At 65.6% G+C, this 24,968-nt stretch carries 24 protein-coding genes; 11 read left to right on the top strand and 13 right to left on the bottom strand.

All coding sequences use genetic code 11. The annotated features are described in order from the left end of the window. The first annotated feature begins 86 nt into the window (after window positions 1-86). The 7 genes from ACWCIA_RS19620 to ACWCIA_RS19590 all read left to right on the top strand — a co-directional run bounded on the left by ACWCIA_RS19620 (window position 87) and on the right by ACWCIA_RS19590 (window position 9,521). Complete coding sequence (locus ACWCIA_RS19620) at window positions 87-1,733, top strand: OFA family MFS transporter (protein ID WP_454165992.1); 1,647 nt, start codon at window positions 87-89, stop codon at window positions 1,731-1,733. A gap of 171 nt (window positions 1,734-1,904) precedes the next feature. Next, entirely contained in the window at window positions 1,905-3,641 is a 1,737-nt protein-coding gene (locus tag ACWCIA_RS19615) for an NAD(P)H-dependent oxidoreductase subunit E (protein WP_454165990.1), read from the top strand. Next, window positions 3,638-6,439, top strand: coding sequence for a formate dehydrogenase subunit alpha (gene fdhF / locus ACWCIA_RS19610; protein ID WP_454165988.1), 2,802 nt, complete (start codon window positions 3,638-3,640; stop codon window positions 6,437-6,439). The genes ACWCIA_RS19615 and fdhF overlap by 4 nt, the downstream gene beginning before the upstream one ends. Further along, a complete protein-coding gene (locus tag ACWCIA_RS19605) occupies window positions 6,436-7,305 on the top strand; it encodes a formate dehydrogenase accessory sulfurtransferase FdhD (RefSeq protein WP_454165986.1) in 870 nt (289 codons plus the stop codon). Before fdhF ends, ACWCIA_RS19605 begins: the two co-directional genes overlap by 4 nt. 23 nt (window positions 7,306-7,328) lie before the next feature. Then, complete coding sequence (locus ACWCIA_RS19600; protein WP_454165984.1) at window positions 7,329-8,036, top strand: ABC transporter permease; 708 nt, start codon at window positions 7,329-7,331, stop codon at window positions 8,034-8,036. Beyond that, on the top strand, window positions 8,033-8,728 hold the full coding sequence (locus ACWCIA_RS19595; RefSeq protein ID WP_454165982.1) for an ABC transporter ATP-binding protein: 696 nt from the start codon (window positions 8,033-8,035) through the stop codon (window positions 8,726-8,728). Before ACWCIA_RS19600 ends, ACWCIA_RS19595 begins: the two co-directional genes overlap by 4 nt. After that, complete coding sequence (locus tag ACWCIA_RS19590; RefSeq protein ID WP_454165980.1) at window positions 8,715-9,521, top strand: extracellular solute-binding protein; 807 nt, start codon at window positions 8,715-8,717, stop codon at window positions 9,519-9,521. The genes ACWCIA_RS19595 and ACWCIA_RS19590 overlap by 14 nt, the downstream gene beginning before the upstream one ends. 60 nt (window positions 9,522-9,581) lie before the next feature. Here ACWCIA_RS19590 and pepA read toward each other — a convergent pair whose 3' ends face one another. The 13 genes from pepA to ACWCIA_RS19525 all read right to left on the bottom strand — a co-directional run bounded on the left by pepA (window position 9,582) and on the right by ACWCIA_RS19525 (window position 21,829). Continuing rightward, window positions 9,582-10,454: a flocculation-associated PEP-CTERM protein PepA gene (gene pepA / locus ACWCIA_RS19585; protein ID WP_454165978.1), complete on the bottom strand. Its 873-nt coding sequence runs from the start codon at window positions 10,452-10,454 to the stop codon at window positions 9,582-9,584. A gap of 363 nt (window positions 10,455-10,817) precedes the next feature. Next, on the bottom strand, window positions 10,818-12,269 hold the full coding sequence (locus ACWCIA_RS19580; RefSeq protein ID WP_454165976.1) for an RAD55 family ATPase: 1,452 nt from the start codon (window positions 12,267-12,269) through the stop codon (window positions 10,818-10,820). After that, window positions 12,266-12,685, bottom strand: coding sequence for a hypothetical protein (locus ACWCIA_RS19575; protein WP_454165974.1), 420 nt, complete (start codon window positions 12,683-12,685; stop codon window positions 12,266-12,268). Before ACWCIA_RS19575 ends, ACWCIA_RS19580 begins: the two co-directional genes overlap by 4 nt. Before the next feature lie 95 nt (window positions 12,686-12,780). Continuing rightward, entirely contained in the window at window positions 12,781-13,476 is a 696-nt protein-coding gene (locus tag ACWCIA_RS19570) for a sensor histidine kinase (protein ID WP_454165972.1), read from the bottom strand. A 411-nt stretch (window positions 13,477-13,887) separates the two neighbouring features. Next, window positions 13,888-15,351, bottom strand: a complete 1,464-nt coding sequence (rng, locus tag ACWCIA_RS19565; protein ID WP_454165971.1) for a ribonuclease G — start codon at window positions 15,349-15,351, stop codon at window positions 13,888-13,890. A gap of 263 nt (window positions 15,352-15,614) precedes the next feature. After that, window positions 15,615-16,232: a Maf family protein gene (locus tag ACWCIA_RS19560; protein WP_454165970.1), complete on the bottom strand. Its 618-nt coding sequence runs from the start codon at window positions 16,230-16,232 to the stop codon at window positions 15,615-15,617. 12 nt (window positions 16,233-16,244) lie between these two features. Next, window positions 16,245-16,715, bottom strand: a complete 471-nt coding sequence (gene rlmH / locus ACWCIA_RS19555) for a 23S rRNA (pseudouridine(1915)-N(3))-methyltransferase RlmH (protein WP_454165969.1) — start codon at window positions 16,713-16,715, stop codon at window positions 16,245-16,247. An 18-nt stretch (window positions 16,716-16,733) separates the two neighbouring features. After that, on the bottom strand, window positions 16,734-17,432 hold the full coding sequence (gene rsfS / locus ACWCIA_RS19550; protein WP_454165968.1) for a ribosome silencing factor: 699 nt from the start codon (window positions 17,430-17,432) through the stop codon (window positions 16,734-16,736). Beyond that, window positions 17,432-18,106, bottom strand: a complete 675-nt coding sequence (locus ACWCIA_RS19545; protein WP_454165967.1) for a nicotinate-nucleotide adenylyltransferase — start codon at window positions 18,104-18,106, stop codon at window positions 17,432-17,434. The genes rsfS and ACWCIA_RS19545 overlap by 1 nt, the downstream gene beginning before the upstream one ends. After that, window positions 18,103-19,014 (bottom strand): oxygen-dependent coproporphyrinogen oxidase, encoded by a 912-nt coding sequence (gene hemF / locus ACWCIA_RS19540; RefSeq protein ID WP_454165966.1) that lies wholly within the window; start codon window positions 19,012-19,014, stop codon window positions 18,103-18,105. Before hemF ends, ACWCIA_RS19545 begins: the two co-directional genes overlap by 4 nt. Window positions 19,015-19,180: 166 nt before the next feature. Further along, window positions 19,181-20,446 carry a phosphoribosylamine--glycine ligase gene (purD, locus tag ACWCIA_RS19535; RefSeq protein WP_454165964.1) on the bottom strand — a complete coding sequence of 422 codons (1,266 nt, stop codon included), beginning with the start codon at window positions 20,444-20,446 and terminating at the stop codon, window positions 19,181-19,183. 13 nt (window positions 20,447-20,459) lie between these two features. Next, a complete protein-coding gene (locus tag ACWCIA_RS19530) occupies window positions 20,460-21,185 on the bottom strand; it encodes a YebC/PmpR family DNA-binding transcriptional regulator (protein ID WP_454165963.1) in 726 nt (241 codons plus the stop codon). A gap of 71 nt (window positions 21,186-21,256) precedes the next feature. Beyond that, window positions 21,257-21,829, bottom strand: coding sequence for a DUF2182 domain-containing protein (locus tag ACWCIA_RS19525; protein WP_454165961.1), 573 nt, complete (start codon window positions 21,827-21,829; stop codon window positions 21,257-21,259). 463 nt (window positions 21,830-22,292) lie between these two features. Between ACWCIA_RS19525 and ACWCIA_RS19520 the strand changes: the two genes are divergently transcribed. From ACWCIA_RS19520 to ACWCIA_RS19505, 4 genes are read left to right on the top strand one after another with little or no spacing between them, the layout of a single operon-like run. Continuing rightward, a complete protein-coding gene (locus tag ACWCIA_RS19520; RefSeq protein ID WP_454165960.1) occupies window positions 22,293-23,231 on the top strand; it encodes a DMT family transporter in 939 nt (312 codons plus the stop codon). Continuing rightward, a complete protein-coding gene (locus ACWCIA_RS19515) occupies window positions 23,228-23,614 on the top strand; it encodes a methylglyoxal synthase (protein ID WP_454165959.1) in 387 nt (128 codons plus the stop codon). The genes ACWCIA_RS19520 and ACWCIA_RS19515 overlap by 4 nt, the downstream gene beginning before the upstream one ends. A gap of 29 nt (window positions 23,615-23,643) precedes the next feature. Further along, entirely contained in the window at window positions 23,644-24,618 is a 975-nt protein-coding gene (locus tag ACWCIA_RS19510; protein ID WP_454166100.1) for a quinone oxidoreductase family protein, read from the top strand. Window positions 24,619-24,628: 10 nt separating this feature from the next. Then, window positions 24,629-24,772: a hypothetical protein gene (locus ACWCIA_RS19505; protein WP_454165957.1), complete on the top strand. Its 144-nt coding sequence runs from the start codon at window positions 24,629-24,631 to the stop codon at window positions 24,770-24,772. Window positions 24,773-24,968 lie beyond the last annotated feature (196 nt).

Below are 24,968 nucleotides of genomic sequence, written 5' to 3'. Positions count from 1 at the left end.
TGCTAACCTCCGCGAATAACAAAAAATGACGATTTAATATGCTCTAAAAAGCATATTCCGATACTTATAACGACAACGGAGGGGACGTGGCTTTATTCGATTTTCTGAAGAAGGAACATACGATCGCGGGGCCGGGCTTCAACCGCTGGCTGGTACCGCCGGCGGCGCTCGCCATTCACCTGTGCATCGGCATGGCGTATGGCTTCTCGGTGTTCTGGCTGCCGCTCTCGAAAGCGATCGGCATTACCGAATCGCTGGCCTGCCCAGCGGACATGGGCTTCATGGCCCAAGTGTTCGCCACCACCTGCGACTGGAAGATCTCGATGCTCGGCTGGATGTACACGCTGTTCTTCGTCTTCCTGGGCCTGGCCGCCTGGCTGTTCGGCGGCTGGCTCGAGCACGCGGGTCCGCGCAAGGCCGGCCTGGTTTCGGCATTGTGCTGGTGCGGCGGCCTGGTCATCTCGGCCTTGGGCATCTACACCCACCAGATCTGGCTGATGTGGCTCGGTTCCGGCGTCATCGGCGGCATCGGCCTCGGGCTCGGCTACATTTCTCCCGTCTCCACCCTCATCAAATGGTTCCCCGACCGGCGCGGCATGGCCACCGGCATGGCCATCATGGGCTTCGGCGGCGGCGCGATGATCGGCGCCCCGCTGGCGGACAGGCTGATGAAGCATTTCGCTACCGCGAACTCGGTCGGCGTCTGGGAAACCTTCCTGGCCCTGGCCGCGATCTACTTCGTCTTCATGGTCGCCGGCGCGATGACATACCGCGTGCCCGCCACCGGCTGGAAGCCGGAAGGCTGGACCCCGCCGGCGACCTCGGCCAATACGATGATCACCTCGAAGCACGTGCACGCCAGCCGCGTCTGGGGCATTCCGCAGTTCTGGCTGATCTGGGGCGTGCTGTTCCTGAACGTCTCGGCCGGCATCGGCATCCTCGGCATGGCCTCGCCGCTGCTGCAGGAAGTCTTCGGCGGCCGCCTGATCGGCGTCGACCTCGGTTTCAACGAACTCGACGCGACCCAGAAAGGCCAGATCGCGGCGATCGCCGCCGGCTTCACCGGCCTGCTGTCGCTCTTCAACATCGGCGGCCGCTTCGCTTGGGCCTCGTGCTCCGACTATATCGGCCGCAAGGCGACCTACTTCGTGTTCCTGGGACTGGGCTTCTTCCTGTACGCGTCGATTCCGTCCATGGCGCACAACGGCCAGCTGGCCTTGTTCGTGGGCTTCATTTGTATCATCCTGTCGATGTACGGCGGCGGCTTCGCGACCGTGCCGGCCTACCTGGCCGACCTGTTCGGCACGCAGATGGTCGGCGCGATCCACGGCCGCCTGCTGACGGCCTGGGCCGCGGCAGGTGTACTTGGTCCGATTCTGATCAACTACATCCGCGAGTATCAGATCGCCAACGGCGTGCCGAAGGCGCAGGCGTATGACGTGACGATGTACGTGCTGGCCGGCCTGGTCGTGGTGGGCATCGTGCTCAACGCAATGATCCGTCCGCTGGCCGACAAGCATTTCATGACCGATGCCGAACTGGCCGCCGAGAAGAAGCTGGCGCATGAAAAGGACATCTCCGCGGCAGGCGGCGTGCGCGTGGCGGGCAACCGCGGCGGCGTTGGCGTTGCCAACAACCCGGCCGTGGCCGCATTCGCATGGGCGGCGGTTGGTATTCCGCTGCTGCTGGGCGTGTGGATTACGCTGCAGAAGGCGTCGGTGCTGTTCAAGTAATTGCTGTTCGGAGGATGTACCGCGTGGGCACAAGTGCCCACCCTACCGAACTTGTAGGGTGGACGGCTCGTAATTCAGGCCCCGGCCTGAATTACTCCACGCGTCCAACGACCGTTGGAAACACCGCGCGTTTTACCATCAACGAAACATGATCATTTAATGGGACGCCCCATGAACCACCCCATCATCCCGATCGCCGTCGCCGCCGCCGGCGCGACCCGCCAGCGCAAGCGCGAAGCCCCGAAGGGCCGCCGCGTCGACCCGCAAGCACTCAGCGAGGTGCAGGCCCTGCTCGGAACGGCATCGCGCCAGCGCGACCTGCTGATCGAGCACCTGCACAAGATCCAGGACCACTTCGGCTGCCTGGGCAGCCACCACCTGGCGGCGCTGGCGCAGGAGATGCGCCTGGCGCAGACCGAGGTGTACGAGGTCGCCACCTTCTACCACCACTTCGACGTGGTCAAGGAATGCGAGGCGGCCCCGGCCGCGCTGACCGTGCGCGTCTGCGCCGGCCTGTCGTGCGAGATGGCGGGCGCCCAGGAGCTGCTGGCGAAGCTGCCGGCCCTGCTCGGACGCGAGGTGAGGGTATTGGAGGCGCCCTGCGTCGGACGCTGCGAGCAGGCGCCAGTGGCGGTGGTCGGCCAGCTGGCGCTGCCGCAGGCGAACGCCGAGACCGTGCTGGCCAAGGTGCGCGGCGGCGAGACGGTCGATGCCGTCACCAGCCACATCGACTACGCGGGCTACCGCGAGGGCGGCGGCTATGGGTTGCTGCGCGCCTGCGTCGCCGGCGAGCACGACGTCGAGGACGTCATCAAGACGCTGGAAACCTCCGGCCTGCGCGGCCTGGGCGGCGCCGGTTTCCCGCTGGGCCGCAAGTGGCGCATCGTGCGCAATGAGGCCGGCCCGCGCCTGATGGCGATCAACATCGACGAAGGCGAGCCCGGCACGTTCAAAGACCGCGTCTACCTCGAGCGCGACCCGCACCGCTTCCTGGAAGGCGCACTGATCGCCGCCTGGGCGGTCGGCATCGAGGCCATCTACATCTACCTGCGCGACGAATACCACGGCTGCCGCGCCATGCTGGAAGCCGAACTGGACAAGCTGCGGCTTGATCCGCCGGTGCAGGGCATGCCGACTATCCATTTGCGGCGCGGCGCCGGCGCCTATATCTGCGGCGAAGAGTCGGCCATGATCGAGTCGATCGAGGGCAAGCGCGGCATGCCGCGCCTGCGCCCGCCCTACGTGGCGCAAGTCGGCCTGTTCGGCCGCCCCACGCTGGAACACAATTTCGAATCGCTGCACTGGGTGCGCGAAATCCTCGAGCGCGGCGGAGAATGGTTCGCCGGCTTCGGGCGCAACGGCCGGCGCGGCCTGCGCAGCTTCTCGGTCTCGGGCCGCGTGAAGGAGCCGGGCGTGAAACTGGCCCCGGCCGGCATCACGGTCAAGGAACTGATCGAGGAATACTGCGGCGGCATGCAGGACGGCCACAGCTTCTACGCCTACCTGCCGGGCGGCGCCTCGGGCGGCATCCTGCCCGCGACCATGGGCGACATCCCGCTCGACTTCGACACGCTGCAGCCCTACGGCTGCTTCATCGGCTCGGCCGCGGTGGTGATTCTTTCCAATCACGACACGGCCACCGCCGCCGCGCGCAACACGCTGGCCTTCTTCAAGGACGAGTCCTGCGGCCAATGCACGCCCTGCCGCAACGGCACCGCCAAGGCGCTCGACGTCATCCGCAAGCCGCAGTGGGACCTGCCGCTGCTGGCCGACCTGTCACAGGTGATGCGCGACGCCTCGATCTGCGGCCTCGGCCAGGCCGCGCCGAATCCGTTCGACTGCGTCATCAAGTACTTCCCGCACGAATTGACCACCCCCGCATTGACGACCCCAGTGGTGCAACCATGAATGCCATCATCCGAACCGTCTCCTTCGAACTCAATGGCCGCACCGTCGAGGCGCTGCCGCACGAGACCCTGATCGAGGTCGCCGACCGCGAAGGCGTGGCCATCCCGCGCCTGTGCTACAAGGAAGGCTTCGACGCCGTCGGCAACTGCCGCTCCTGCATGGTCGAGATCGACGGCGAGCGCGTGCTGGCGCCGTCCTGCTGCCGCAACCCGACCGCCGGCATGAAGGTCACCACCGACAGCCCGCGCGCGCTGGCGTCGCAAAAGATGGTGCTCGAGCTGCTGCTGGCCGACATGCCCGAGGCCGAGTACACCCGCAAGAACGAAGTCGACCTGTGGGCCGAAAAACTCGGCCTGGGCAAGCCGCGCTTCGCCTCCACCCGCCGCCAGCCGCAGCGCGACGACAGCCACGCCGCGATGACGGTCAACCTCGACGCCTGCATCCAGTGCACCCGCTGCGTGCGCGCCTGCCGCGACGAACAGGTGAACGACGTCATCGGTCTCGCCTTCCGCGGCGAGAACGCGAAGATCGTGTTCGACCAGGACGACCCGATGGGCAACTCCACCTGCGTGGCCTGCGGCGAATGCGTGCAGGCCTGCCCGACCGGCGCCCTGATGCCGGCACGCGAAGTGGCCCTGAACATCCCGGATAAACAGGTCGATTCGGTCTGCCCCTACTGCGGCGTCGGCTGCCAGCTGACCTACAACGTCAAGGACAACAAGATCCTCTACGTGGAAGGGCGCGACGGCCCGGCCAACCACGGCCGCCTGTGCGTCAAGGGCCGCTACGGCTTCGACTACGCCCACCATCCGCACCGCTTGACGAAACCCCTGATCCGGCGCGCGGGCGTGCCGAAAACGGGCGAGTTCACCATGGACCCGGACCGCGTGCTCGACGTGTTCCGCGAAGCGAGCTGGGAAGAAGCGCTGGCGCTGGCCGGCGGCAAGCTGGCGGACATCCGGGACACGCATGGCGGCGCCGCGCTGGCCGGCTTCGGTTCGGCCAAGGGCAGCAACGAGGAAGCCTACCTGTTCCAGAAGCTGGTGCGCACGGGTTTCAAGACCAACAACGTCGACCACTGCACCCGCCTGTGCCACGCCTCTTCGGTGTCGGCCCTGCTGGAAGGGATCGGCTCGGGCGCCGTGTCGAACCCGGTGATGGACGTGACGCGCGCCGAAGTCATCGTCATCATCGGCGCGAATCCGACCGTGAACCACCCGGTCGCGGCCACCTGGATCAAGAACGCTGTAAAGGAGGGCGCGAAACTCATCGTCCTCGATCCGCGCCGCTCCGAGCTCGCCCGCCACGCCCACCGCTACCTGCAGTTCAAGCCGGACACCGACGTCGCCCTGCTCAACGCGATGATGCATGTGATCGTCACCGAAAAGCTGGTCGACGAGGCCTTCATCGCCAGCCGCACCATCGGTTATCCTGACCTCGAAGCGAACGTCGCCGAGTACAGCCCGGAAGCGATGGCGCCGATCTGCGGCATCGACGCCGAGACCATCCGCTACGTCGCGCGCCTGTACGCCACCTCCAAAGGTTCGATGATCCTCTGGGGCATGGGCATCTCGCAGCACATCCACGGCACCGACAACGCGCGCTGCCTGATCGCGCTGGCGCTGATGACGGGCCAGATCGGCCGTCCCGGCACCGGCCTGCATCCGCTGCGCGGCCAGAACAACGTGCAGGGCGCGTCGGACGCCGGCCTGATCCCGATGATGCTGCCGGATTACCAGCGCGTCGACAACGCCGCCGCACGCGCGCGCTTCGAGGCCGCCTGGGGCGCCACGCTCGATTCGAAGCCGGGCCTGACCGTGGTCGAGATCATGGACGCGATCGACGCCGGCCAGATCCGCGGTATGTACATCATGGGCGAGAACCCGGCCATGTCCGACCCCGACGCCAACCACGCGCGCGCCGCGCTGGCCGCGCTCGAGCACCTGGTGGTGCAGGACATCTTCCTGACCGAGACGGCCTACCTGGCCGACGTGATCCTGCCCGCCTCCGCCTTCCCGGAAAAGACCGGCACCTTCACCAATACCGACCGCCTGGTGCAGCTGGGCCGGCAGGCCATCGATCCTCCGGGCGAGGCGAAGCAGGACCTGTGGATCATCCAGCAGATGGCGAACCGCCTCGGCCTGCCATGGAACTACGGCCACGTGTCGGAAGTGTTCGACGAAATGCGCCGCACCATGGCCAGCATCGGCGGCATTACCTGGGACCGCCTCGAACGCGACGGCGCCGTGGTCTACCCCTGCGTGGTCGAGGGCGATGCCGGCCAGCCTGTCGTGTTCACGGAAGACTTCCCGCGCGAGGGCGGCCGCGCGCGCTTCGTCCCGGCCGACATCATCCCGGCCGACGAGCGCCCCGACCTCGACTATCCGATGGTGCTGATCACCGGCCGCCAGCTGGAACACTGGCATACCGGCAGCATGACCCGGCGCGCCACGGTGCTCGACGCAATCGAGCCCGATCCGGTGGCCCTGGTGCACCCGCTGGATCTCGAGCGTATGGGAATCAAGCCGGGCGAGGTCATCACCATTGCCTCGCGCCGCGGTGAAGTCGCCCTGTATGCGCGCGCCGACGACAGCTCGCCCGTGGGAGCGATCTTCGTCCCGTTCTGCTACTACGAGGCGGCCATCAACCGCCTCACGAACGCGGCCCTGGATCCCTTCGGCAAGATCCCGGAATTCAAGTACTGTGCGATCCGCGTCACGCCGGGCGGCACCGTCGCACCGCAGGGCAGCTACGGTGGCGGCCAAATTCTGGAGGGCATGGCACAATTAGCAACATGAACTGTCCCGACCTGCACCGCTACCGTCCTCTCCTGACGGATGCGCACGCCCACCTCACGCACGAGGTGAGCGTGCTCGACGAGCGCGCGCGCCGCTCGACGATCTCGATTCCCGCCGAGCGCCCGCTCACCGTGTACGTCGACAAGCGCGAACTGGTCACCCTGATGACCCTCGGCGGCGCGCCCGAAGCGCTGACCCTGGGCTACCTGCGCAACCAGCGCCTGGTGCGCGACATCGAGGACGTGGTCTCGGTGCAGGTCGACTGGTCGGTGGACGCGGTGGCGGTCGTCACCCGCAATGGCATCGCCGACGTGGAGGAGCGCACGGCAAAGAAAGTCGTCACCACCGGCTGCGGCCAGGGCTCGGTATTTGGCGGGTTAATGGATGAGATCGAGACTATTTCCCTGAGTGATACCGCCAGATTGCAGCAGTCGGTCGTCTACCGCATCGTCGACACCATCCGCACCCAGCAGTCGATCTACAAACAGGCCGGCTCGGTGCACGGCTGCGCGCTGTTCTCGAACACCGGCGAGCTCCTGTATTTCGTGGAAGACGTGGGGCGCCACAACGCGGTCGACGCCATCGCCGGCCTGATGTGGCTCGAAGGCGTGCGCGGCGACGACAAGGTGTTCTACACGACCGGCCGCCTGACCTCGGAAATGGTGATCAAGGGCGCGCAGATGGGGATTCCCTTCCTGCTCTCGCGCTCGGGCACCACGCAAATGGGCCACATGGTGGCCGAACGGGTCGGCATGTCGCTGCTGGCGCGCTGCAGCGGCAAGCATTTCCTGCTGCTGGCCGGGCAGGAGCGGCTGGTGTTCGAACCGGCCCTGCTCGAGCTCACGGGCCCGATGCGGCCCGACTGAACCGCTTTGAATCCTCTTTGGCCATGCCCCTGATCGACGCCACGGCGCACGCGTTTGCGCTGCTGTTTTCGGGCGACGCCGCCCTCTGGCGCATCATCTGGGTGTCGCTCAAGACCAGCATCATCGGCCTGCTGCTGGCCGCGCCGCCGGCCGTGCTGCTCGGCTATGCGATCGCCATGCACCGCTTCCCGGGCCGCCGCATCGCCGTCTGGCTGGCGCAGTGCGCGCTGTCGCTGCCCACCGTCCTGATCGGCCTGCTGCTCTACCTGCTGCTCTCGCGCCGCGGTCCGCTGGGTTCCCTCGAATGGCTGTTCTCGCAGCCCGGCGTCATCCTCGGCCAGATGGTGGTGGGCCTGCCGGTGCTGCTCGCCTTTACGCTGGCGGCGGTGCAGGCGCTCGATCCGCGCTATGCGGAGACGGCGCGCGCGCTGGGCGCCTCGCGCTGGCGCACCATGAGCACCGTCCTGTTCGAGGCACGCTACGGCGTGATGGCGGCCGTCATCAGCGGCTTCGGGCGCGTGATCTCGGAAGTCGGCTGCGCCCTGATGGTCGGCGGGAACATCGAAGGCGAGACGCGCACCATCACCACCGCCATCGCGCTGGAGACGAGCAAGGGCGAGTTCGCGCAGGGGATCGCGCTGGGCATCGTGCTGGTCGCGCTGGCGCTGCTGATGAACGGCGCGCTGATGCTGCTGCAGGGAGAAGCGCATACGGCCGGAGGCAGGTCGTGAGCGCGCTGCTGACCGTGCGCGGCCTGTCGCGGCGCCATGGCGAGCGGCTGCTGTTCGACATCGACGAGCTGCGCCTGGAAGCGGCCAGCGCCTATGTGCTCACCGGCCCCAACGGCGTCGGCAAAAGCACGCTGCTGCGCGCGCTGGCCGGGCTGGAGAGGGTGGAGGCGAGCCAGGTCGAATTCGAGGGCAGGCCGGTCGCCCTGCATCCCTACCCGAAGGCGCTGCGCCAGGCCATCGTCTACGTGCACCAGCACCCGATCATGTTCTCGACCAGCGTCGCCCACAACATCGCCTACGGCCTGCTGGCGCGCGGCGAACCGAAGGCGCGGGTGGCGGCCCTGGTCGAGGAAGCGATGGCCTGGGCGGGCGTGAGCTACCTGCGCGACACCGATCCGGCGCGCTTGTCGGGTGGAGAAAAGCAGCGCGTGGCGCTGGCGCGCGCCAGAGTGCTGCAGCCGCGCCTGCTGCTGCTGGACGAGCCGACCGCCAACCTCGACGGCGCCGCGCGCGAGCAGGTGATCGCCCTGATCCCGACGCTGGTGGAACAGGGCGGCAGCGTCGTCATGGCCTGCCACGACCGCGACCTGATCGGCCTGCCCGGCGTGCGCCGCCTGAAGCTGCGCGAGGGCAGGCTGGAAGTTCGTCCCGGCAAGACCCCATCCAAAGGAGAAATCGATGAAACGCCGTAATCTGTTCGCCGTGCTGCTGTGTGCCATGGCGGCCTCGCCGCTGGCGCTGGCCCAGGAGCCGGTCCGCCTGTCCACCACCACCAGCACCGAAAACTCTGGCCTGCTCAAGCACCTGCTGCCGGCCTTCGAGGCGAAGACCGGCATCCAGGTCAAGGTGATCTCGGTCGGCACCGGCAAGGCCCTCGAACTGGGCAGGAACGGCGACGTCGACGTGACCCTGGTGCATGCGCGCCAGCTGGAAGACAAATTCGTCGCGGAGGGCTGGGGCGTCGACCGGCGCGACGTGATGTACAACGATTTCATCGTCGTCGGCCCGGAGTCCGATCCCGCCAAAATCAGGGGCGGCAAGGACGTCGTCGCCGCCTTCGGCAAACTCGCGGCGAGCGGCGCGAAATTCATTTCCCGCGGCGACAATTCCGGCACCGATGTGATGGAAAAGGGGTACTGGCAGGCGGCCGGCACCAAACCGGCAGGCGCGGCCTACGTCTCGGCCGGCCTGGGCATGGGCGAAGTGCTGAACATGGCCGCCGAAATGCGCGCCTACACGCTCACCGACCGCGCCACCTATGGCGCCTACAAGGCCAGGACGGGCCTGGCGATCCTGGTCGAGGGAGACAAGCGCATGTTCAACCCCTACGGCATCATCGCCGTCAATCCGGCCAAGCACCCGGGCGTGAACTACCGCGGCGCGCAGCAGCTGATCGAATGGATGACCTCGCCCGAAGGACAGGCGCGCATCGCTGGCTTCAAGCCTGGCGGCGAGCAGCTGTTTTTCCCGACAGCCAAGCGCTGAGCGGAACAAGAACATGAAAAAAGCGGCCAAGGCCGCTTTTTTCATGGTGTCTACAAAACCTTACTTGCGCAGCACCCGGCGCTTGCGCGCAGTAGCGCCGGCAGCCAGCAGGGCGATGCCGAACAGGGCGAACGAGCCTGGTTCCGGTACTTCGGTCAGGATTTCCCCCAGCTTGAACTGGCCGTTCCCGCCGATGAAGAAATACTCGTTCGGACGGTTGCTGTAGCGGCCGCTCGTGCAGCCGTTGCCGGTGAAGCCGGCGTACTGGCAGGCTACTTCGCTGACCAGGGTCGTGCCCGGGCGCGAAATCGTGTTCGCGTTAGTGAACGCAAAGCCCATGATCGCCTTGGTCGAGAGGTCTTCGCCTTGGGCGTTGAAGAAATAGCCCGCCTCGAGCATGCCGGGCATTGCCTTGGCGAACACGCTGACCTGGCCATTGTTGATCGGGGCGCCGTTCGCATCGACCCGGCCGCCGCCGCCGAAGACGTCGAACTCGGCGATCAGGGTGCCCAGGTTGGCGCCGTACACGCCTTGCGTGCTGCCGTACTGGCGGTTGACCGGGTTCTGGTACATGCGGACGATGCCGCTGCTGAAGCTGAATTCACCACCGTAAGTGCCGCTGCCGACGGCCTCGAAGGTGGCGCTGATATTACCGCCAGGGAAATTCACCGGGAAGCGGCGGCCATTGCTGTCTGCTTGGAGAATATTGAATACGGCGTGCTCCCTGAACTCGAACGAGTTACCGCCGGTTGGCGTGAGCTGGATGAAGGCATTGCCGTTGGTGTCCAGGTATTCACCGATTGTCTGGCCTCCTGCGAAGCCTCCGCCGTTCGGGCTGAACACCCAATCGGTCAGGACCGGAGCAGCGATTGCGCTACCGGTCGTGCCCAGCGCGACGGCTGCGGCACACAGAAGTTTTTTAACGGAATTCATTGTTGATCTTTCGACATATTGTCAACGGGGTGGATGGACTTTTAGTGAAGCAATACCCATGCCCGAAGAAAATAATGAGGAAATTCAATTAGTTATCGAACGCATGCTTTATTGGTGTCAATACATGTAAAGAAGTCCGACAGTGACGTTTTTCCAACCGGAATATACCGTTGTCAGTCTGGATTGCGTGACCGATAAGGTGTGTTTATCAACGGCATTGCAACGCAATTATGTCGCGGCGCGCATGCGGTGGCGGGTCTGCCGAAGCGAGGGAAAGGAATGCAACCAGCAAACCGCTCGCAGGCGGCTGCTGGCGAAGCGCCTGGCATGGAATCACGCCAGGGCCGAAAGGACGTTGCGGGCTCAGCTCCGCAGTTGTGGATTGCCGAGCAGTACGCCGTCGTAAGGGGCCGCGGTGGTCCCGATGACGATGCCTTCCTCGGTGATATCGAAGGTGCGGATTTGACGGCTGTGCTTGCTGCCGCGGAGCTTGACGACCGAGATCAGCGTATGGAACTCCGACTGGTACTCCATATAGCGCTGCATGATGACGCAGTCCACCAGCACCGCGCTGCCGTAGGGGCTGAAGCGCAGGTCGCTGAAACGGTCTTCGAGTTCGCTGGTCATGATGACCGTCACGCCGCGCGCGTTCAGCACCGCCGACATGCGGTACAGCGCTTCGTTGAAGTCCTCGCGGTCCTCGGGGTTGAGCGCCATCTCGAAGCCGGTCAGCGAGTCGAGCACCAGGCGGGTGGCCTTGTGCTCGTCGATGAGGGCCAGCATTTCGCGCAGCATCTCGTCGATAGACAGGTCGAGCGAGCGCACCGGCAGGATGATCACATCGCCCGACTCGACCAGCGCCTCGACCTTTTCGTTCATGACCTGGTTCGGGGTGCGCTCGAACAGGGCGACCACGCCGCACTCGCCGTTGCGGGCACCCTCTGCCAGGAATTCGCCGGCGAGGATGGTCTTGCCCGAGCCGGTCGGGCCGACCAGCAGCACCGAGTAGCCGGTCGGGATGCCGCCGCCCAGCATCTCGTCAAGCACCGGCACGCCCGTCGACAGGCGCTCCTTCGACACTTTCGGCTTGAAGTCGCCTTCGCGCGCCACGGGAATCACCCGCGGGAAAATCTCGAGACCGGAACGCTCGATGCGGAAGGAATGCAGGCCCGGCCGTTGCCGTTGCCCGCGCATCTTGACCACCTGGATCTTGCGCGACAGGGCGTTGCGCTGCAATTTCTGGCTCAGCCAGATGATGCCGTCGGCGACCGTGAAGATCGGATTCTGGTCCGCTTCGTTGACCAGGTATTCGCCGATCAGGAAGCTGGTCGCGTTCCAGCTCGTCATGTGGGCGACGAGCTTTTGCACGAACTTTTGCAGCGCGGCCACTTCCTGGTGCTCGCCCAGGGCGCCCTGCACGAAGGAACGGAACGAATCGATGAAGACCAGGGCCGGCGCGTGCATGCGCACGCCTTCCAGGATCTGCGCCAGCACGGCGTCGTAATCGCCTTGCTCGACCTGGGCTGCCAGGTTGATGAAGACGACCGACTCGCCGATCTTGTCGAAATCGAAATAATCGAATTGCTGCTGGTAGCGCAGCATCTTGACCGGCGGCTCGCCCATGGCGGTGAAGAACACCGCCTTGCGGCGTGGGCCGGCCAGCGCAAACATGATCTGCTGCGCAAACGTCGTCTTGCCGCTGCCGGGGGCGCCGCCGATGATGTTGAAGGACAGCTCCGGCAAGCCGCCGCCGAGGACGCTGTCGAGTCCAGGGACACCCGTCGCCAGCAGGGGCAGGTCGATTTTCTCGGTCATGCCGATTCTCCTAGTTGTTTTCCCGGGGTGTCGCTGTCCGGAAACGCCGTGCGCAGGAACCGGGTCGCCAGGGCGGCGCCGATCAGTTCCACCAGATGACCGATAAAAGCGGTGCAAATGGCACGGTTGGCGTCTGCCACTTCTTCCGGCGTGCGCTGGGTAAAGCAGCGCCGCAGTCCCTCGAAAGGCGGCCGGGCGATGTCGCGTTCATGTGCCCCCTGCAGCCAGGGGTGCTGCGCCTCGGCCGTTTCCAGGGCGCGCAACAGCAGCAACTCGGTGCTGAGCGGACCGAGCAGGGGACTGAACTGGTTCGACATCGCGTGCCACAAGCCGATCGCGTCGTCGACAACGGCCGGACCACGGCTGGGGTCCAGCCGTTGGGTAATCGTTGCGAGTAACTCGTGCGGGATGGACATAAGTGGTCGGGCAACTGAAGCGGTGGGCAGGCGACATGCTGCCACTTCACGCCACGGGGTGAGATTGTGTTTTTGTCAGGAGAGATTCTATCCGATCATGACTCGTGGCACGAGCCTGGATTGGCGAGAATGAGGGGCAGGGACACCGTAATGCTGGTGCCGGCGGATTCTTCCGTGTCGATATCGAGGCTGCCGCCGCGCGAGCTCAGGTTTTCCTGCAGGCTCACCAGGCCGTAACTGCCTGGCTTGCGTGGGGCGGTCGGGTCGAAGCCGACGCCGTTGTCGGACACGACGAGGGTCAGCATGTCGCCATCGAGCATCAGGGCAACGTGCACGCGGCTCGCCCTGGCGTGGGCGGACACGTTTTCCAGGCATTCCTGCAGGGCGCGGTAAGCGGCCAGCACGAGTTCTTCGTCCAGCGGCAGGTTTTCCAGGTCTTCGGTGGCAGCCAGTTCGGCCGCGATGCCGCTGCTGCGGCTGAACTTGCGCAGTTCCATCGCCGCCGTATCGACCAGGCCCAGCTCGAGGATGGACGGACGCAGGTCGGCGATCAGTCCCTTGACGGTGCGCAGGGTGGTGTCGACGTTCTCGAGCGCGGTGCCGACCCAGCGATGCAGGCGCGCATGCTTGCCGGCCGTGTGCTGGTGCAGCCGGACGATGTCCATGCGCAAGGCAAGCAGATTCTGGCCCAGCGAGTCGTGGATTTCCTGAGAAATGCGTTTGCGTTCGTCCTCGCGCGTGGCGAGCTGGTGCGCAAGAAGTTCGTGCAGTTTCTGTTCGGAAGCGCGCAAGGCCTCTCGGCGCGTTCGCAGGCAAAAATCTTTTCCACCAGCGCCTGGTTGACCAGCATCTGGTTCTGGGTAATGCGCAGCATGGCGGCTTCACGATCGGCGTCCCCATCCACAGCGGCATCCTTGCCGCCTCCTTCGAGCAGGTTTGTCTGACGCCGGCTGCGCATCGTATCGTTAAAGCCTGGAATTTGTGTACCCATTTTGGGAGCAAGTTGACTTGCCGCAATCCACACAGTGGCGAAAAATGCTATCTGTTTAGACGCTAGGGATTTTCTGCCTGCAAGTCAAGAAAAAACCATCAAAGGTCGGCAATTCGTACCAAGCTTCAGACGAAAAGCAATGTCCGAAGCCGTCGAACTACCAGATTTGAGTGCGAAACGTGGCGAATGGTTCGAACCCGCCTCCCGCGGACTACATCAGGATCACGTCGTACTGTTCCTGGTGATAGCCCTTTTCCACCTGCAGGGAAATCTTCTTGCCGATAAAGTCGCCCAGCATCGCCAGATGCTGCGATTCTTCTTCCAGGAACAGATCGACCACTTCCTGCGAGGCCAGGATACGGAACTCGCGCGGATTGAACTGTTTCGCTTCACGCAGCAGTTCACGCAGGATTTCGTAGCAGATCGTCCGCGATGTTTTGACTTGCCCCTTGCCGGCGCAGGCCGGGCAGGGCTCGCACAGGATGTGGGCCAGCGACTCGCGGGTGCGCTTCCTCGTCATTTCCACCAGGCCCAGGGCGGAGAAGCCGCTGACCGACACTTTCGTGCGGTCGCGCGCCAGGGTCTTCTTCAACTCGGCGAGCACGGCGTTGCGGTGCTCGTTGTTGTCCATGTCGATGAAGTCGAGGATGATGATCCCGCCCAGGTTGCGCAGGCGCAACTGGCGCGCAATGGCGTGCGCCGCTTCCAGGTTGGTTTTAAAAATGGTGTCGGCGAAATTGCGTCCGCCCACATAGCCGCCGGTGTTGACGTCGATCGTCGTCATCGCCTCGGTCTGGTCGACGATCAGGTAACCGCCGGATTTCAGGTCCACGCGCCGGCCCAGCGCGCGCAGGATTTCTTCCTCGACGCCGTACAGGTCGAACAGCGGGCGCTCGCCGGTGTAGTGCTGCAGGCGCGCCAGCACGCTCGGCGTGTAGACCTTGGCGAATTCGACCAGCATGGCGTGGTTCTCGCGCGAATCGACCTGGATGGTCGCCGTTTCGTCATGCACGAAGTCGCGCAGCACGCGCTGGGCCAGGTTCAAATCCTGGTAGAGCAGGCTGGTGGCCGGGCGGGTGCGCGCGCCGTGCTGGATCGCGGCCCAGGTCTTGCGCAGGTAATCGACGTCGGCGGCGAGGTCGGCGTCTGACGCTTCCTCGGCCTGGGTGCGCACGATGTAGCCGCCCTTTTCGTCGCTCGGGAGCAGGCCCGCCATGCGCGTGCGCAGCAGTTCGCGGTCGGCTTCCTTCTCGATCTTTTGCGAGATGCCGATGTGGTTGTCCTGCGGCAGGTAGACCAGCATGCGGCCGGCGATAGAGATCTGGGTCGACAGGCGCGCGCCCTTGGTGCCGATCGGGTCCTTGATGACCTGCACGGTCAGCACCTGGCCGTCGTAGAGCAGCTTTTCGATCGGCGTCGGCGGCACGTTGGAATTGTCGTGCGGACGCGCTTCCCAGATGTCGGCCACGTGCAGGAAGGCCGCTCGTTCCAGGCCGATGTCGATGAAGGCCGACTGCATCCCCGGCAGCACCCGCACTACCTTGCCCGAATACACGTTGCCGGCCAGGCCGCGCGTGAGCGTGCGTTCGATGTGCAACTCCTGCACCGCGCCCTGCAGGACCAGCGCCACGCGCGTTTCCTGCGGAGTGATATTGATGAGGATGTCTTCGTTCATGGACGCTGCGCACGGGGATATTGTTCAGAGTGCCATGATACACGCTGGGATGGGGCGGCGTGGGGGAAGTGGATTCGGTTTTCGTAGGGTGGGCTCTTGAGCCCACGCGGTACGAAGGTTCCGCTGCCGCATCGTTGGCAATTGTCGATACCTCGACGATCGACACGGGTTTTGCTAGTTGGTGGCCTACCGGGTTGCCATGCGACTGCTCGGCTGCCGTACCGCGTGGGCTCGAGAGCCCACCCTACGTCTTGCGCCTCAGCTTAAACCGGCACGCCCGCCTTGCGCAGCAAGGCCGCCGTCTCGAACAGCGGCAAGCCCATGATCCCCGAGTGGCTGCCCTCGATATGCTCGACGAACAGGGCGGCGAGGCCCTGGATGCCGTAGCCGCCGGCCTTGTCGTAGGGCTCGGGCGTGGCGCAGTAGGCGCGGATCGCCTGCGGGGTGAGTTTGGCGAAACGTACGTTCGAGACTTGCGTGACGTGCTCGGCCATGTCGGTGAAGTGCACGGCCACCGTGGTCAGCACCTGGTGGGTGCGGCCCGACAGGCGTTCCAGCATGAGGGCGGCCTCGGCCGGGTCGGCGGGCTTGCCGAGGATCTCGTCGTCGACCGTGACGGTGGTGTCGGCGGTCAGCACCGGGCGCAGCGGCTGGCGGCGCTGCTGCAGCACATTCCAGGCAAAGGCGCCTTTTTCCAGCGCGACCCGCACCACGTAGTCGTGCGCCAGTTCGCCCGGCCGCACGTCTTCGCTGACGTCGACGCCGCGCGCCGGATCGCTGCGCAGCATCAGCAGGTCGAAGTCGACGCCGACCTGGCGCAGCAGTTCGCGGCGCCGCGGGCTTTTCGAGGCGAGGTAGATTTTTTTGTCGAACACTTTCATGGGGAGCCTGGGTCAGACGCGGTGGTACGGATGGTTCTGGGTAATCGACCAGGCGCGATAGAGCTGTTCCGCCAGCATGACGCGCACGACCCCGTGCGGCAAGGTCATGCTCGAAATGCGGATCAGGCCTTCGGCCCGGGCCTTGAGTTCGGGATCGAGGCCGTCCGCGCCGCCGATCAGGAAGACGGTGTCGCGGCCGTCCTGTTGCCAGTTCAACAGTTGTTGGGACAGTCCAACACTTGTCAGGTCCTTGCCGCGCTCGTCGAGCGCGATGATGCGTGCGCTTTTCGGCAGCACGGCTTCGATGCGCTCGCGTTCGAGCGCCATCGCGGTGGCGGCCGTCTTGCTGCCCGAACGCTCGACCGGCTTGATTTCCTTGAGCACGATGCGCAGCTCGGGCGGCATGCGCTTCGTGTACTCGGCGAAACCGGTTTCTATCCAGGCCGGCATCTTGTGGCCAACCGCAGCGATGATCAGTTGCATGTAAAACCAGGCTGGTGATTACTCGGCAGCAGCCTTCTTGGCGACGCGCTTGATGACTTTCTTCGCCGGTTCGGCGTCCGCAGGGGCGGCGACGGCACGTGGCGTACGCTTCGGCGGCTTGGCCTTGGTCGCTTCGACGGCGGCGATCTCGCTCTTGCTCGGCGCCACTTTCACGGTCTTGCCGACCGGCGCCTTCTTGGCTGCCGGCTTCTTCGCGGCCGCGGTGCTGGCCGTCTTCACGGCGGTGGCGCGCTTGGCGGCAGGTTTGCGCTCGTTGACCGGCTTGACTTCCGGCGCGTCCTGGTTGGCGGCCAGGTGCTTGGACTTGGTCTTCGGCTCGGCTGCTTCCGCCGCTTCCGGCGTCGACTTGCGCTTGGCGGCGCCCAGCTTGACCGGCTTCTCGCCCCAGATTTCTTCCAGGCGGTAGTACTGGCGGATCGCCGGCTGCATGATGTGGACGATCATGTCGCCCAGGTCGACCAGCACCCATTCGCCGGTGTCTTCGCCTTCCAGGCCGACGACGTCGCCGCCGGCTGCCTTGACCTTGTCGCGTACCGAGGCGGCCAGCGCCTTGGTCTGGCGGTTCGACGTACCCGAGACGACGGCGATGCGATCGAACAGGCTGGTCAGCCCGGTCGTATCGAACAGCATGATCTCCTGGCCCTTGACGTCTTCGAGGGCGTCGACGACGACCGTTTGCAGTTTTTTGATATCCATTAGGTCTTGTATAAATTATGGTGTTGAATATAGTCTAGCACTACCCGGGGGACGAGCAAGTTCACTTCCGCCGTCGTATCTTCCTCGGCTGAAGTGTCGTCCTTCTTGAGCAGCGCGCGCACCGTGGTCGACGAGATGTCGACCGCGAGCGTGTGCGCCAGGCACACCAGCCCTGCGGGCGTGGTGCGCACTTGTTCTGCCGGCGCCAGGCGCGGCGCCAGCGCCGCGGCCACCGCCGGCGGCAGCGAATCCTGGTCCAGCGTATAACCCGGACGCGCGGCGACGGCGAGGTTGGCCAGCGCGAACAGCTGCTGCCAGTCGCGCCAGGTGTGCAGGTTCTGCAGCTGGTCTGCGCCCATCAGGAACACGATCGAGGCCTCCGGCCCGAGTTCGGCGCGCAGGCCGCGCAGGGTCTCGGCGGTATAGGTCGGGCCCTGCGCGTCGAGTTCGCGGCGGTCGATGGCCATCGCCACGCCGGCATCCGCAAACGCCAGTTCCAGCATCGCCACGCGCTGTTCGTCGCTGGCGCTCAAGGCCGCTTTTTGCCAGGGCCGCGCCGGCAGCACGCGCAGTTCGTCGGGACGCAGCGTCTCGGCAAACAGGCGCGCCAGCGCGACATGGCCATGGTGGACCGGATCGAAACTGCCCCCCAGCAGGGCGATGCAGGCGCTCACGAAGCGAGCCAGTCCCGGTGCGGCAGGAAGTCGCTGTACAGCGCGGCTTCCGGCGAGCCCGGTTCGGGGTGCCAGTCGTAGCGCCATTTGACGATCGGCGGCAGCGACATCAGGATCGCCTCGGTGCGGCCGCCCGACTGCAGGCCGAAGTGGGTGCCGCGGTCCCACACCAGGTTGAACTCGACGTAGCGTCCGCGCCGGTAGGCCTGGAAGTCGCGTTCGCGTTCGCCGTAGGGCGTGTCCTTGCGTGCCGTGAGGATGGGCAGGTAGGCGTCGAGGAAACCGTCGCCCACGCTGCGCACCATGGCGAAGGCATCGTCGAAAGGCAGCTCGTTGAAGTCGTCGAAGAAGATGCCGCCGACGCCGCGCGCTTCCTTGCGGTGCTTCAGGTAGAAGTACTCGTCGCACCAGGCCTTGAAGCGGCCGTGCAGCGTCTCGCCATAGGGCGCGAGCGCGTCGTGGCAGACCTGGTGGAAGTGGCGCGCATCGGCGGCATTGCCGTAATACGGCGTGAGGTCCATGCCGCCGCCGAACCACCAGACGGGATCCTGGCCCGGGCTTGTGGCTTCGAAGAAGCGCACGTTCATGTGCACCGTCGGCGCGTACGGATTGCGCGGATGGAGCACCAGCGACACGCCCATGGCTTCCCAGGCGCGGCCCGCCAGTTCGGGGCGGCTGGCCGCGGCCGACGGCGGCAGGTTGGCGCCCATCACGTGCGAGAAATTCACGCCGCCGCGCTCGAGCACGTTGCCTTCTTCGACCAGGCGCGAGATGCCGCCGCCGCCTTCGGGACGTTCCCAGCTATCCGTCAGAAAAGGCTTGCCGTCCACGTCTTCCAACGCCGCAACGATGCGCGACTGCAGGTCGAGCAGCCAGGCTTTGATGGCGGTAGGGGAGGGAGTGGACATGGCGCGTGGAATGGGTGACGGAAAAATAAGAGGGGGATTGTACACTGCGGCGTGGGGTGTGGGGAAAGCCGCGGATGTTCATAGGGCGTAAACGCGTGGAGTCGGGACGCCACCCTAGGTTCAGGGCGTCGTCCCGACTCCATTGATGCTGCCTGTCGGCGCGGTGTTACTTGATCCCGCGCCAGCCGATATCGCGGCGGAACTGCATGCCGTCGAAGCGGATCTTGTCCACGCCCTCGTATGCCTGCTTCTGCGCCATCTTGACGCTGTCGCCGAGGCCGACCACGCACAGCACGCGGCCGCCATTCGTCTGCAGGCTGCCGTCGACGAGGCGGGTGCCGGCATGGAAGGTCACGCATTCCGGCGTCTCCGGCGGGATGCCGTCGATGACGTCGCCTTTGCGCGGGCTGTCCGGGTAGCCGGCGGCGGCCAGCACCACGCCGACCGCGGTGCGGCGGTCCCATTCGAGTTCGACCGCGTCGAGCGTGCCGTTGCAGGCGTGTTCCAGCACGGTCACGTAATCGCTTTTCAGGCGCGCCATGATCGGCTGGGTTTCCGGGTCGCCCATGCGGCAATTGAATTCCAGCGTGCGCGGATTGCCCTCGGCGTCGATCATCAGCCCGGCGTAGAGGAAGCCGGTGAACTGGATGCCGTCCTTGGCCATGCCCTGGATGGTCGGGTTGATGATCTCACGCATCACGCGCGCATGCATGGCCGGGGTGACGATCGGCGCAGGGGAGTAGGCGCCCATGCCGCCCGTATTCGGGCCTTCGTCGCGGTCCTTCAGGCGCTTGTGGTCTTGCGAGGTGGCCATCGGCAGGATGTTCTTGCCGTCGCACATGACAATGAAGCTGGCTTCTTCGCCGGCCAGGAATTCCTCGATGACGATGCGCGCGCCGGCGTCGCCGAACGCGTTATCCGACAGCATGTGGTCGACCGCAGCATGCGCTTCCTCGAGCGACATTGCCACGACGACGCCTTTGCCGGCCGCCAGGCCGTCGGCCTTGATCACGATCGGCGCGCCGTTCGCATCGACATAGGCGTGCGCCTGGGCGGCATCGGAGAAGCTCTGGTATTTCGCGGTCGGGATGCCGTGGCGCTGCATGAAGGCCTTGGCGAAGTCTTTCGAGCTTTCCAGCTGCGCCGCTTCGCGCGTCGGCCCGAAGATCTTGAGGCCGCGCGAGCGGAACAGGTTGACGATGCCGCTTGCCAGCGGCGCTTCCGGACCGACCAGGGTCAGGGCGATGTGCTCGGCGACGACGAAATCGGCCAGTGCAGCCGGATCGCTGAGGTCGACGTTGACCAGGCGCGCGTCGAGCGCGGTGCCCCCGTTGCCCGGCGCGACATACACCATCTGCACGCGTTCGGATTGGGCCAGTTTCCAGGCCAGGGCATGTTCACGGCCGCCTGAGCCGACTACCAGGATTTTCATAAGGAGCCTGCGTTTATTCTTCAATCACGGCGTTGGTATAGATCTCCTGGACGTCGTCCAGGTTTTCCAGTGCGTCGAGCAGCTTTTGCATCTTGATTGCGTCTTCGCCGGTGAACACGGTTTCGGTGGCCGGCTTCATGGTGACTTCCGCGACCTCGGCCTTGAAACCGGCCTTTTCCAGGGCGTCCTTGACGCTCGAGAAGGCGAACGGATCGCACAGCACTTCAAAGCCGCCTTCCTCGTCCTGCACCACGTCTTCGGCGCCGGCTTCCAGCGCCGCTTCCATCAGCTGGTCCTCGTCCACGCCCGGCGCGAACAGGAACTGGCCGGTGTGCTTGAACATGAAGGCGACCGAACCCTCGGTGCCCATGTTGCCGCCGAACTTGCTGAAGGCATGGCGCACTTCGGCCACGGTACGCACGCGGTTGTCGGTCATGCAGTCGACGATGATCGCCGCGCCACCGATGCCGTAGCCTTCGTAGCGGATTTCTTCGTAGTTGGCGCCCTCGAGCTCGCCCGCGCCGCGCTGGATGGCGCGCGTGACGTTGTCCTTCGGCATGTTGGCATCAGCCGCCTTGTCCACGGCCAGGCGCAGGCGCGGATTGGCGTTGATGTCGCTGCCGCCCATGCGCGCGGCGACGGTGATTTCCTTGATGAGGCGGGTCCAGATCTTGCCGCGCTTGGCATCGGTGGCGGCTTTCTTATGCTTGATATTGGCCCATTTGCTGTGTCCAGCCATGTCGAGAATTCCTTAGACGGTATGCAAGAATGGCCGACATTCTAACATGGGCCCGCCCTTGAAACGCTCGCTCAGGCTTGTGGAAACAACAACAGTGTCCCCCACGCAACGAGTGCCAGGCCGCTGACGCAGGCCAGCACCGACCCGGCCGGCAACAGCTTCTCGGCCAGCACCAGACCCGCCAGCGCGACCAGCGCGAACAGGTTGGTGACGCCGGCCGCGAACAGCAGCAGCATCAGCAGCCAGCAGCAGCCGGTGCAGTACAGGCCGTGCGAGAGCCCCATGCGGAAGGCGCCAGCCAGGCCCAGCCGCCAGCTTGTTACCACAAAGGAGAGCGGCGCCCGGCAATGCTGCAGGCAGGCGTGCTTGACCGGCGTCCACTGGTAGACCCCGGCCGCCACCAGCAGCAGGCCGCAGGCGCTGTGGTTGGCGATGGCCATGCCGGTGTCGAGCGCGCCGACGTCGTGCAGCGCCCATTGCAGCAGCGTGGCCAGCACCCCGAAGCCGCCCCACACCGCCAGGTAGCCGGCGACGAACAGGAGCGTCGCCAGGTTGGGAAAGCGCACCGAGCGCACCAGCCGGTTGATGCGCGCAAACAGCAGGATGGCCGGTGTCGTACCGGGCAGCATGATCGCCGACAGCATGGCTCCCACATGGCCAGCACCAGGCCGAGCTCGGGCAGGCGGTAAGGGGGAGGGGCTGCACTCAGCGCAGAACCGGACGCAACAGCGGGCGCAGCAGCGGGCCCAACAGTGGACACCGCGGCGGGCAGCGCCGCCGGGTCGACGTTCGCCATGCGCAGGGCGCGGAACACCAGGCAGGCCCAGCACACCGCGACCAGCATGGCCAGGCAGGCGATGACGAAAGGCCGCTCCCGGCCGGGTTGCGTGTCGACGCGGATCAGGGCGCTCATCGCGGCTTCCTCCGGCGCGCGCGTGGCCCGGCGCAGGGGCGGCGTGGGAGGGATGGGGCGGGGGGCCGCGTCATGCTCGAGTTCGGCATTGTTCCTCCTCATGAATGATCGATATTCTGGTTGGACTGCGGAGCCGGCTTTGCGTTCGAGGGCCCTGCCGAGCCTGATTATGTGCTTGGCCGTACAATCGTTGGATGAGCCAGCCAAAAACAGCCCCAACTGCCGCTCCGCTGCCACGTCCGGCCTACCTCGCCGGCCTCGGCATCGCCATCGCGGGCGCCATTCTGTTTTCTACGAAGGCCGTCGTCGCCAAATTGCTGTACCGTTACCACATCGATGCAGTGACATTGATCGCGTTCAGAATGCTGTTCTCGTTTCCGGTGTTCGCTGCCGTCGCCTTCTGGAAGATGCGTACCGAAGCCCCCTTGTCCGCGGCCGACCGCTGGCGCATCGTCGGGCTCGGCCTGGTCGGCTATTACCTGTCGAGCTACCTCGATTTCCTCGGCCTGCAGTACATCTCGGCAGGCCTGGAGCGCCTGATCCTGTTCCTGACGCCGACCTTCGTGCTGGCCATCACCGCCCTGGTCTTCAAGCGCCGCATCGGCGCGCGCCAGTGGGCGGCGCTGGCGCTGTCCTACTGCGGCATCGTGCTGGTGTTCGTGCATGACCTGGCCGGCGGCGCCGGCAACACCGCGCTCGGCGCCCTGTTCGTGCTCGGCTCGGCCGTCACCTACGCGGTCTACCTGCTGGGCTCGGGCGAGATGGTGCGCCGCATCGGCTCGCTGCGCCTGGTGGCCTACGCCATGTGCGTCTCCAGCGCGGCCGGCGTCGCGCAGTTTTTCCTGCTGCGGCCGGCCGCCCTGCTGGTGCAGCCGCTGCCGGTCTACGGGCTCTCGCTCGTGAATGCCGTTTTCTGTACTATCCTCCCCGTATTCATGACGATGGCGGCGGTGCAGCGCATCGGCGCGGCCACCGCTTCGCAGGCGGGGATGATCGGCCCGGTCTCGACGCTGTTCCTGGGCGCGCTGGTGCTCGGCGAACCCGTGACCGCCGTGCAGCTGGCCGGCACCGGCCTGGTACTGGCCGGAATCTACGCACTGTCACTCAAACAGGAACGAGGTAGCGCAACATGAACCCACCGAAACCACGCATCGCGCTGATTGCGCACGACAAGAAAAAAGACGACATGATCACGCTCGCCGGCGAGTACCGCGACTTCCTGGCCGGGTGCGCGCTGATGGCCACCGGCACCACCGGCGCGCGCCTGATCAACGAACTCGGCCTGCCGGTCGACTGCAAGCATTCGGGCCCCTTCGGCGGCGACCTGCAGATCGGCGCCCAGCTCGTCACGGGCGAGCTCGACTGCGTGATTTTCCTGCGCGACCCGATGACGCCCCAGCCCCACGAACCCGACATCAACGCCCTGGTGCGCGCCTGCGACGTGCACAACATCGCCTGCGCGACCAACGTCGCCACCGCGCACCTGGTGCTCGGGCAGCTGATGAACCCGGACTGATCAACCTGCACAACAAGAAAGGAAACATGATGGCCAAGGCAATCCGCATGCACCGCACGGGCGGACCGGAAGTACTGGAATACGTCGACGTCGAGGTCGGCGAGCCGGGACCGGGCGAGGCGCGCGTGCGCAACCATGCGATCGGGCTGAACTTTATCGACGTGTATTTCCGTACCGGCCTGTATCCGATGCCGCTGCCGTCCGGCCTGGGCCAGGAAGGTGCCGGCGTGGTCGAGGCGGTGGGGGATGGCGTCACCCACGTGCGGCCGGGCGACCGCGTGGCCTATGCCGGCCGTCCGAACGGCGCCTACAGCGAGCTGCGCACCATGCCGGCCGACATCCTGGTGCGCCTGCCGGATGCGATCGATTTCGAGACCGCGGCCGCCATGATGCTGCAGGGCCTGACGGTGCAATACCTGTTCCGCCAGACCTACGAGCTCAAGCCGGGCCAGACCATCCTGTTCCACGCGGCGGCTGGCGGCGTCGGCCTGATCGCCTGCCAGTGGGCGCGCGCACTCGGGGTGAACCTGATCGGCACCGTCGGGTCAAACGAGAAGGCGGCGCTGGCGAAGGCGCACGGCGCCGCCCACGTCATCAACTACAACGAGGAAGACATCGTGGCGCGCGTACGCGAGATCACCGGCGGGGCGATGGTGCCGGTCGTCTACGACTCGGTCGGCAAGGACACCTTCCTCCGCTCGCTCGACTGCCTGCAGCCGCGCGGCCTGATGGTCAGCTTCGGCAACTCGTCCGGTGCGGTGCCGCCGTTCTCGCTGGGCGAACTGGCTTCGCGCAATTCGCTCTACATCACGCGGCCCTCGCTGGGCGCCTACGCCGCCTCGCGCCCTGAACTGGAAAGCATGGCCGCCGACCTGTTCGAAATGGTCGCCAGCGGCAAGATCAAGATCGACATCCACCAGCGTTATCCCCTGGCCGACGCTGCCCAGGCGCACATCGCGCTCGAAGCACGCCGCACCACCGGCTCCACGATTTTGGTGCCATGAGGCTGCTGCCATGAGAGAGTTCAGCGACGACAACGACCCGCAAGAGCCGGACACGGTCGGCTCGCCCCGCTTCGGGCGGCTCCTGCTGGTGCTGCTGGCGGCGGTGCTGCTGGTGGTGGTGATTACCTTTGCGTCCGAGGCCTATTTCCGCTGAGTCATGTAGGGTGGACGGCTCCGCCGTCCACGCGTTCAGCCAGTGCCGGAAATAAGGGTCATGCGATATTGAACTGACCCCCAAAAGTTGGACACAACTTTTGGGGGTTTTTCATGACGAAGTACGACGAGCGTTTCAAGCTCGAAGTGGTTCAGGAGTATCTGTCGGGAACTGCGGGCCATAAGCGTGTGGCGGC

This window comes from Massilia sp. SYSU DXS3249, assembly GCF_053668055.1.
The sequence above is the reverse complement of the archived record's forward strand: the minus strand, read 5'-3'. Positions and strand labels throughout refer to the sequence as shown.

Coding starts and splice junctions, on each gene's coding strand:
- ACWCIA_RS19615 (WP_454165990.1), top strand. CDS start 1,905: ATGAACCACCCCATCATCCCGATCGCCGTCGCCGCCGCCGGCGCGACC.
- fdhF (WP_454165988.1), top strand. CDS start 3,638: ATGAATGCCATCATCCGAACCGTCTCCTTCGAACTCAATGGCCGCACC.
- ACWCIA_RS19605 (WP_454165986.1), top strand. CDS start 6,436: ATGAACTGTCCCGACCTGCACCGCTACCGTCCTCTCCTGACGGATGCG.
- ACWCIA_RS19600 (WP_454165984.1), top strand. CDS start 7,329: ATGCCCCTGATCGACGCCACGGCGCACGCGTTTGCGCTGCTGTTTTCG.
- ACWCIA_RS19590 (WP_454165980.1), top strand. CDS start 8,715: ATGAAACGCCGTAATCTGTTCGCCGTGCTGCTGTGTGCCATGGCGGCC.
- pepA (WP_454165978.1), bottom strand. CDS start 10,454: ATGAATTCCGTTAAAAAACTTCTGTGTGCCGCAGCCGTCGCGCTGGGC.
- ACWCIA_RS19580 (WP_454165976.1), bottom strand. CDS start 12,269: ATGACCGAGAAAATCGACCTGCCCCTGCTGGCGACGGGTGTCCCTGGA.
- ACWCIA_RS19575 (WP_454165974.1), bottom strand. CDS start 12,685: ATGTCCATCCCGCACGAGTTACTCGCAACGATTACCCAACGGCTGGAC.
- rng (WP_454165971.1), bottom strand. CDS start 15,351: ATGAACGAAGACATCCTCATCAATATCACTCCGCAGGAAACGCGCGTG.
- ACWCIA_RS19560 (WP_454165970.1), bottom strand. CDS start 16,232: ATGAAAGTGTTCGACAAAAAAATCTACCTCGCCTCGAAAAGCCCGCGG.
- rlmH (WP_454165969.1), bottom strand. CDS start 16,715: ATGCAACTGATCATCGCTGCGGTTGGCCACAAGATGCCGGCCTGGATA.
- rsfS (WP_454165968.1), bottom strand. CDS start 17,432: ATGGATATCAAAAAACTGCAAACGGTCGTCGTCGACGCCCTCGAAGAC.
- hemF (WP_454165966.1), bottom strand. CDS start 19,014: ATGTCCACTCCCTCCCCTACCGCCATCAAAGCCTGGCTGCTCGACCTG.
- purD (WP_454165964.1), bottom strand. CDS start 20,446: ATGAAAATCCTGGTAGTCGGCTCAGGCGGCCGTGAACATGCCCTGGCC.
- ACWCIA_RS19530 (WP_454165963.1), bottom strand. CDS start 21,185: ATGGCTGGACACAGCAAATGGGCCAATATCAAGCATAAGAAAGCCGCC.
- ACWCIA_RS19525 (WP_454165961.1), bottom strand. CDS start 21,829: ATGCTGTCGGCGATCATGCTGCCCGGTACGACACCGGCCATCCTGCTG.
- ACWCIA_RS19520 (WP_454165960.1), top strand. CDS start 22,293: ATGAGCCAGCCAAAAACAGCCCCAACTGCCGCTCCGCTGCCACGTCCG.
- ACWCIA_RS19515 (WP_454165959.1), top strand. CDS start 23,228: ATGAACCCACCGAAACCACGCATCGCGCTGATTGCGCACGACAAGAAA.
- ACWCIA_RS19510 (WP_454166100.1), top strand. CDS start 23,644: ATGGCCAAGGCAATCCGCATGCACCGCACGGGCGGACCGGAAGTACTG.
- ACWCIA_RS19505 (WP_454165957.1), top strand. CDS start 24,629: ATGAGAGAGTTCAGCGACGACAACGACCCGCAAGAGCCGGACACGGTC.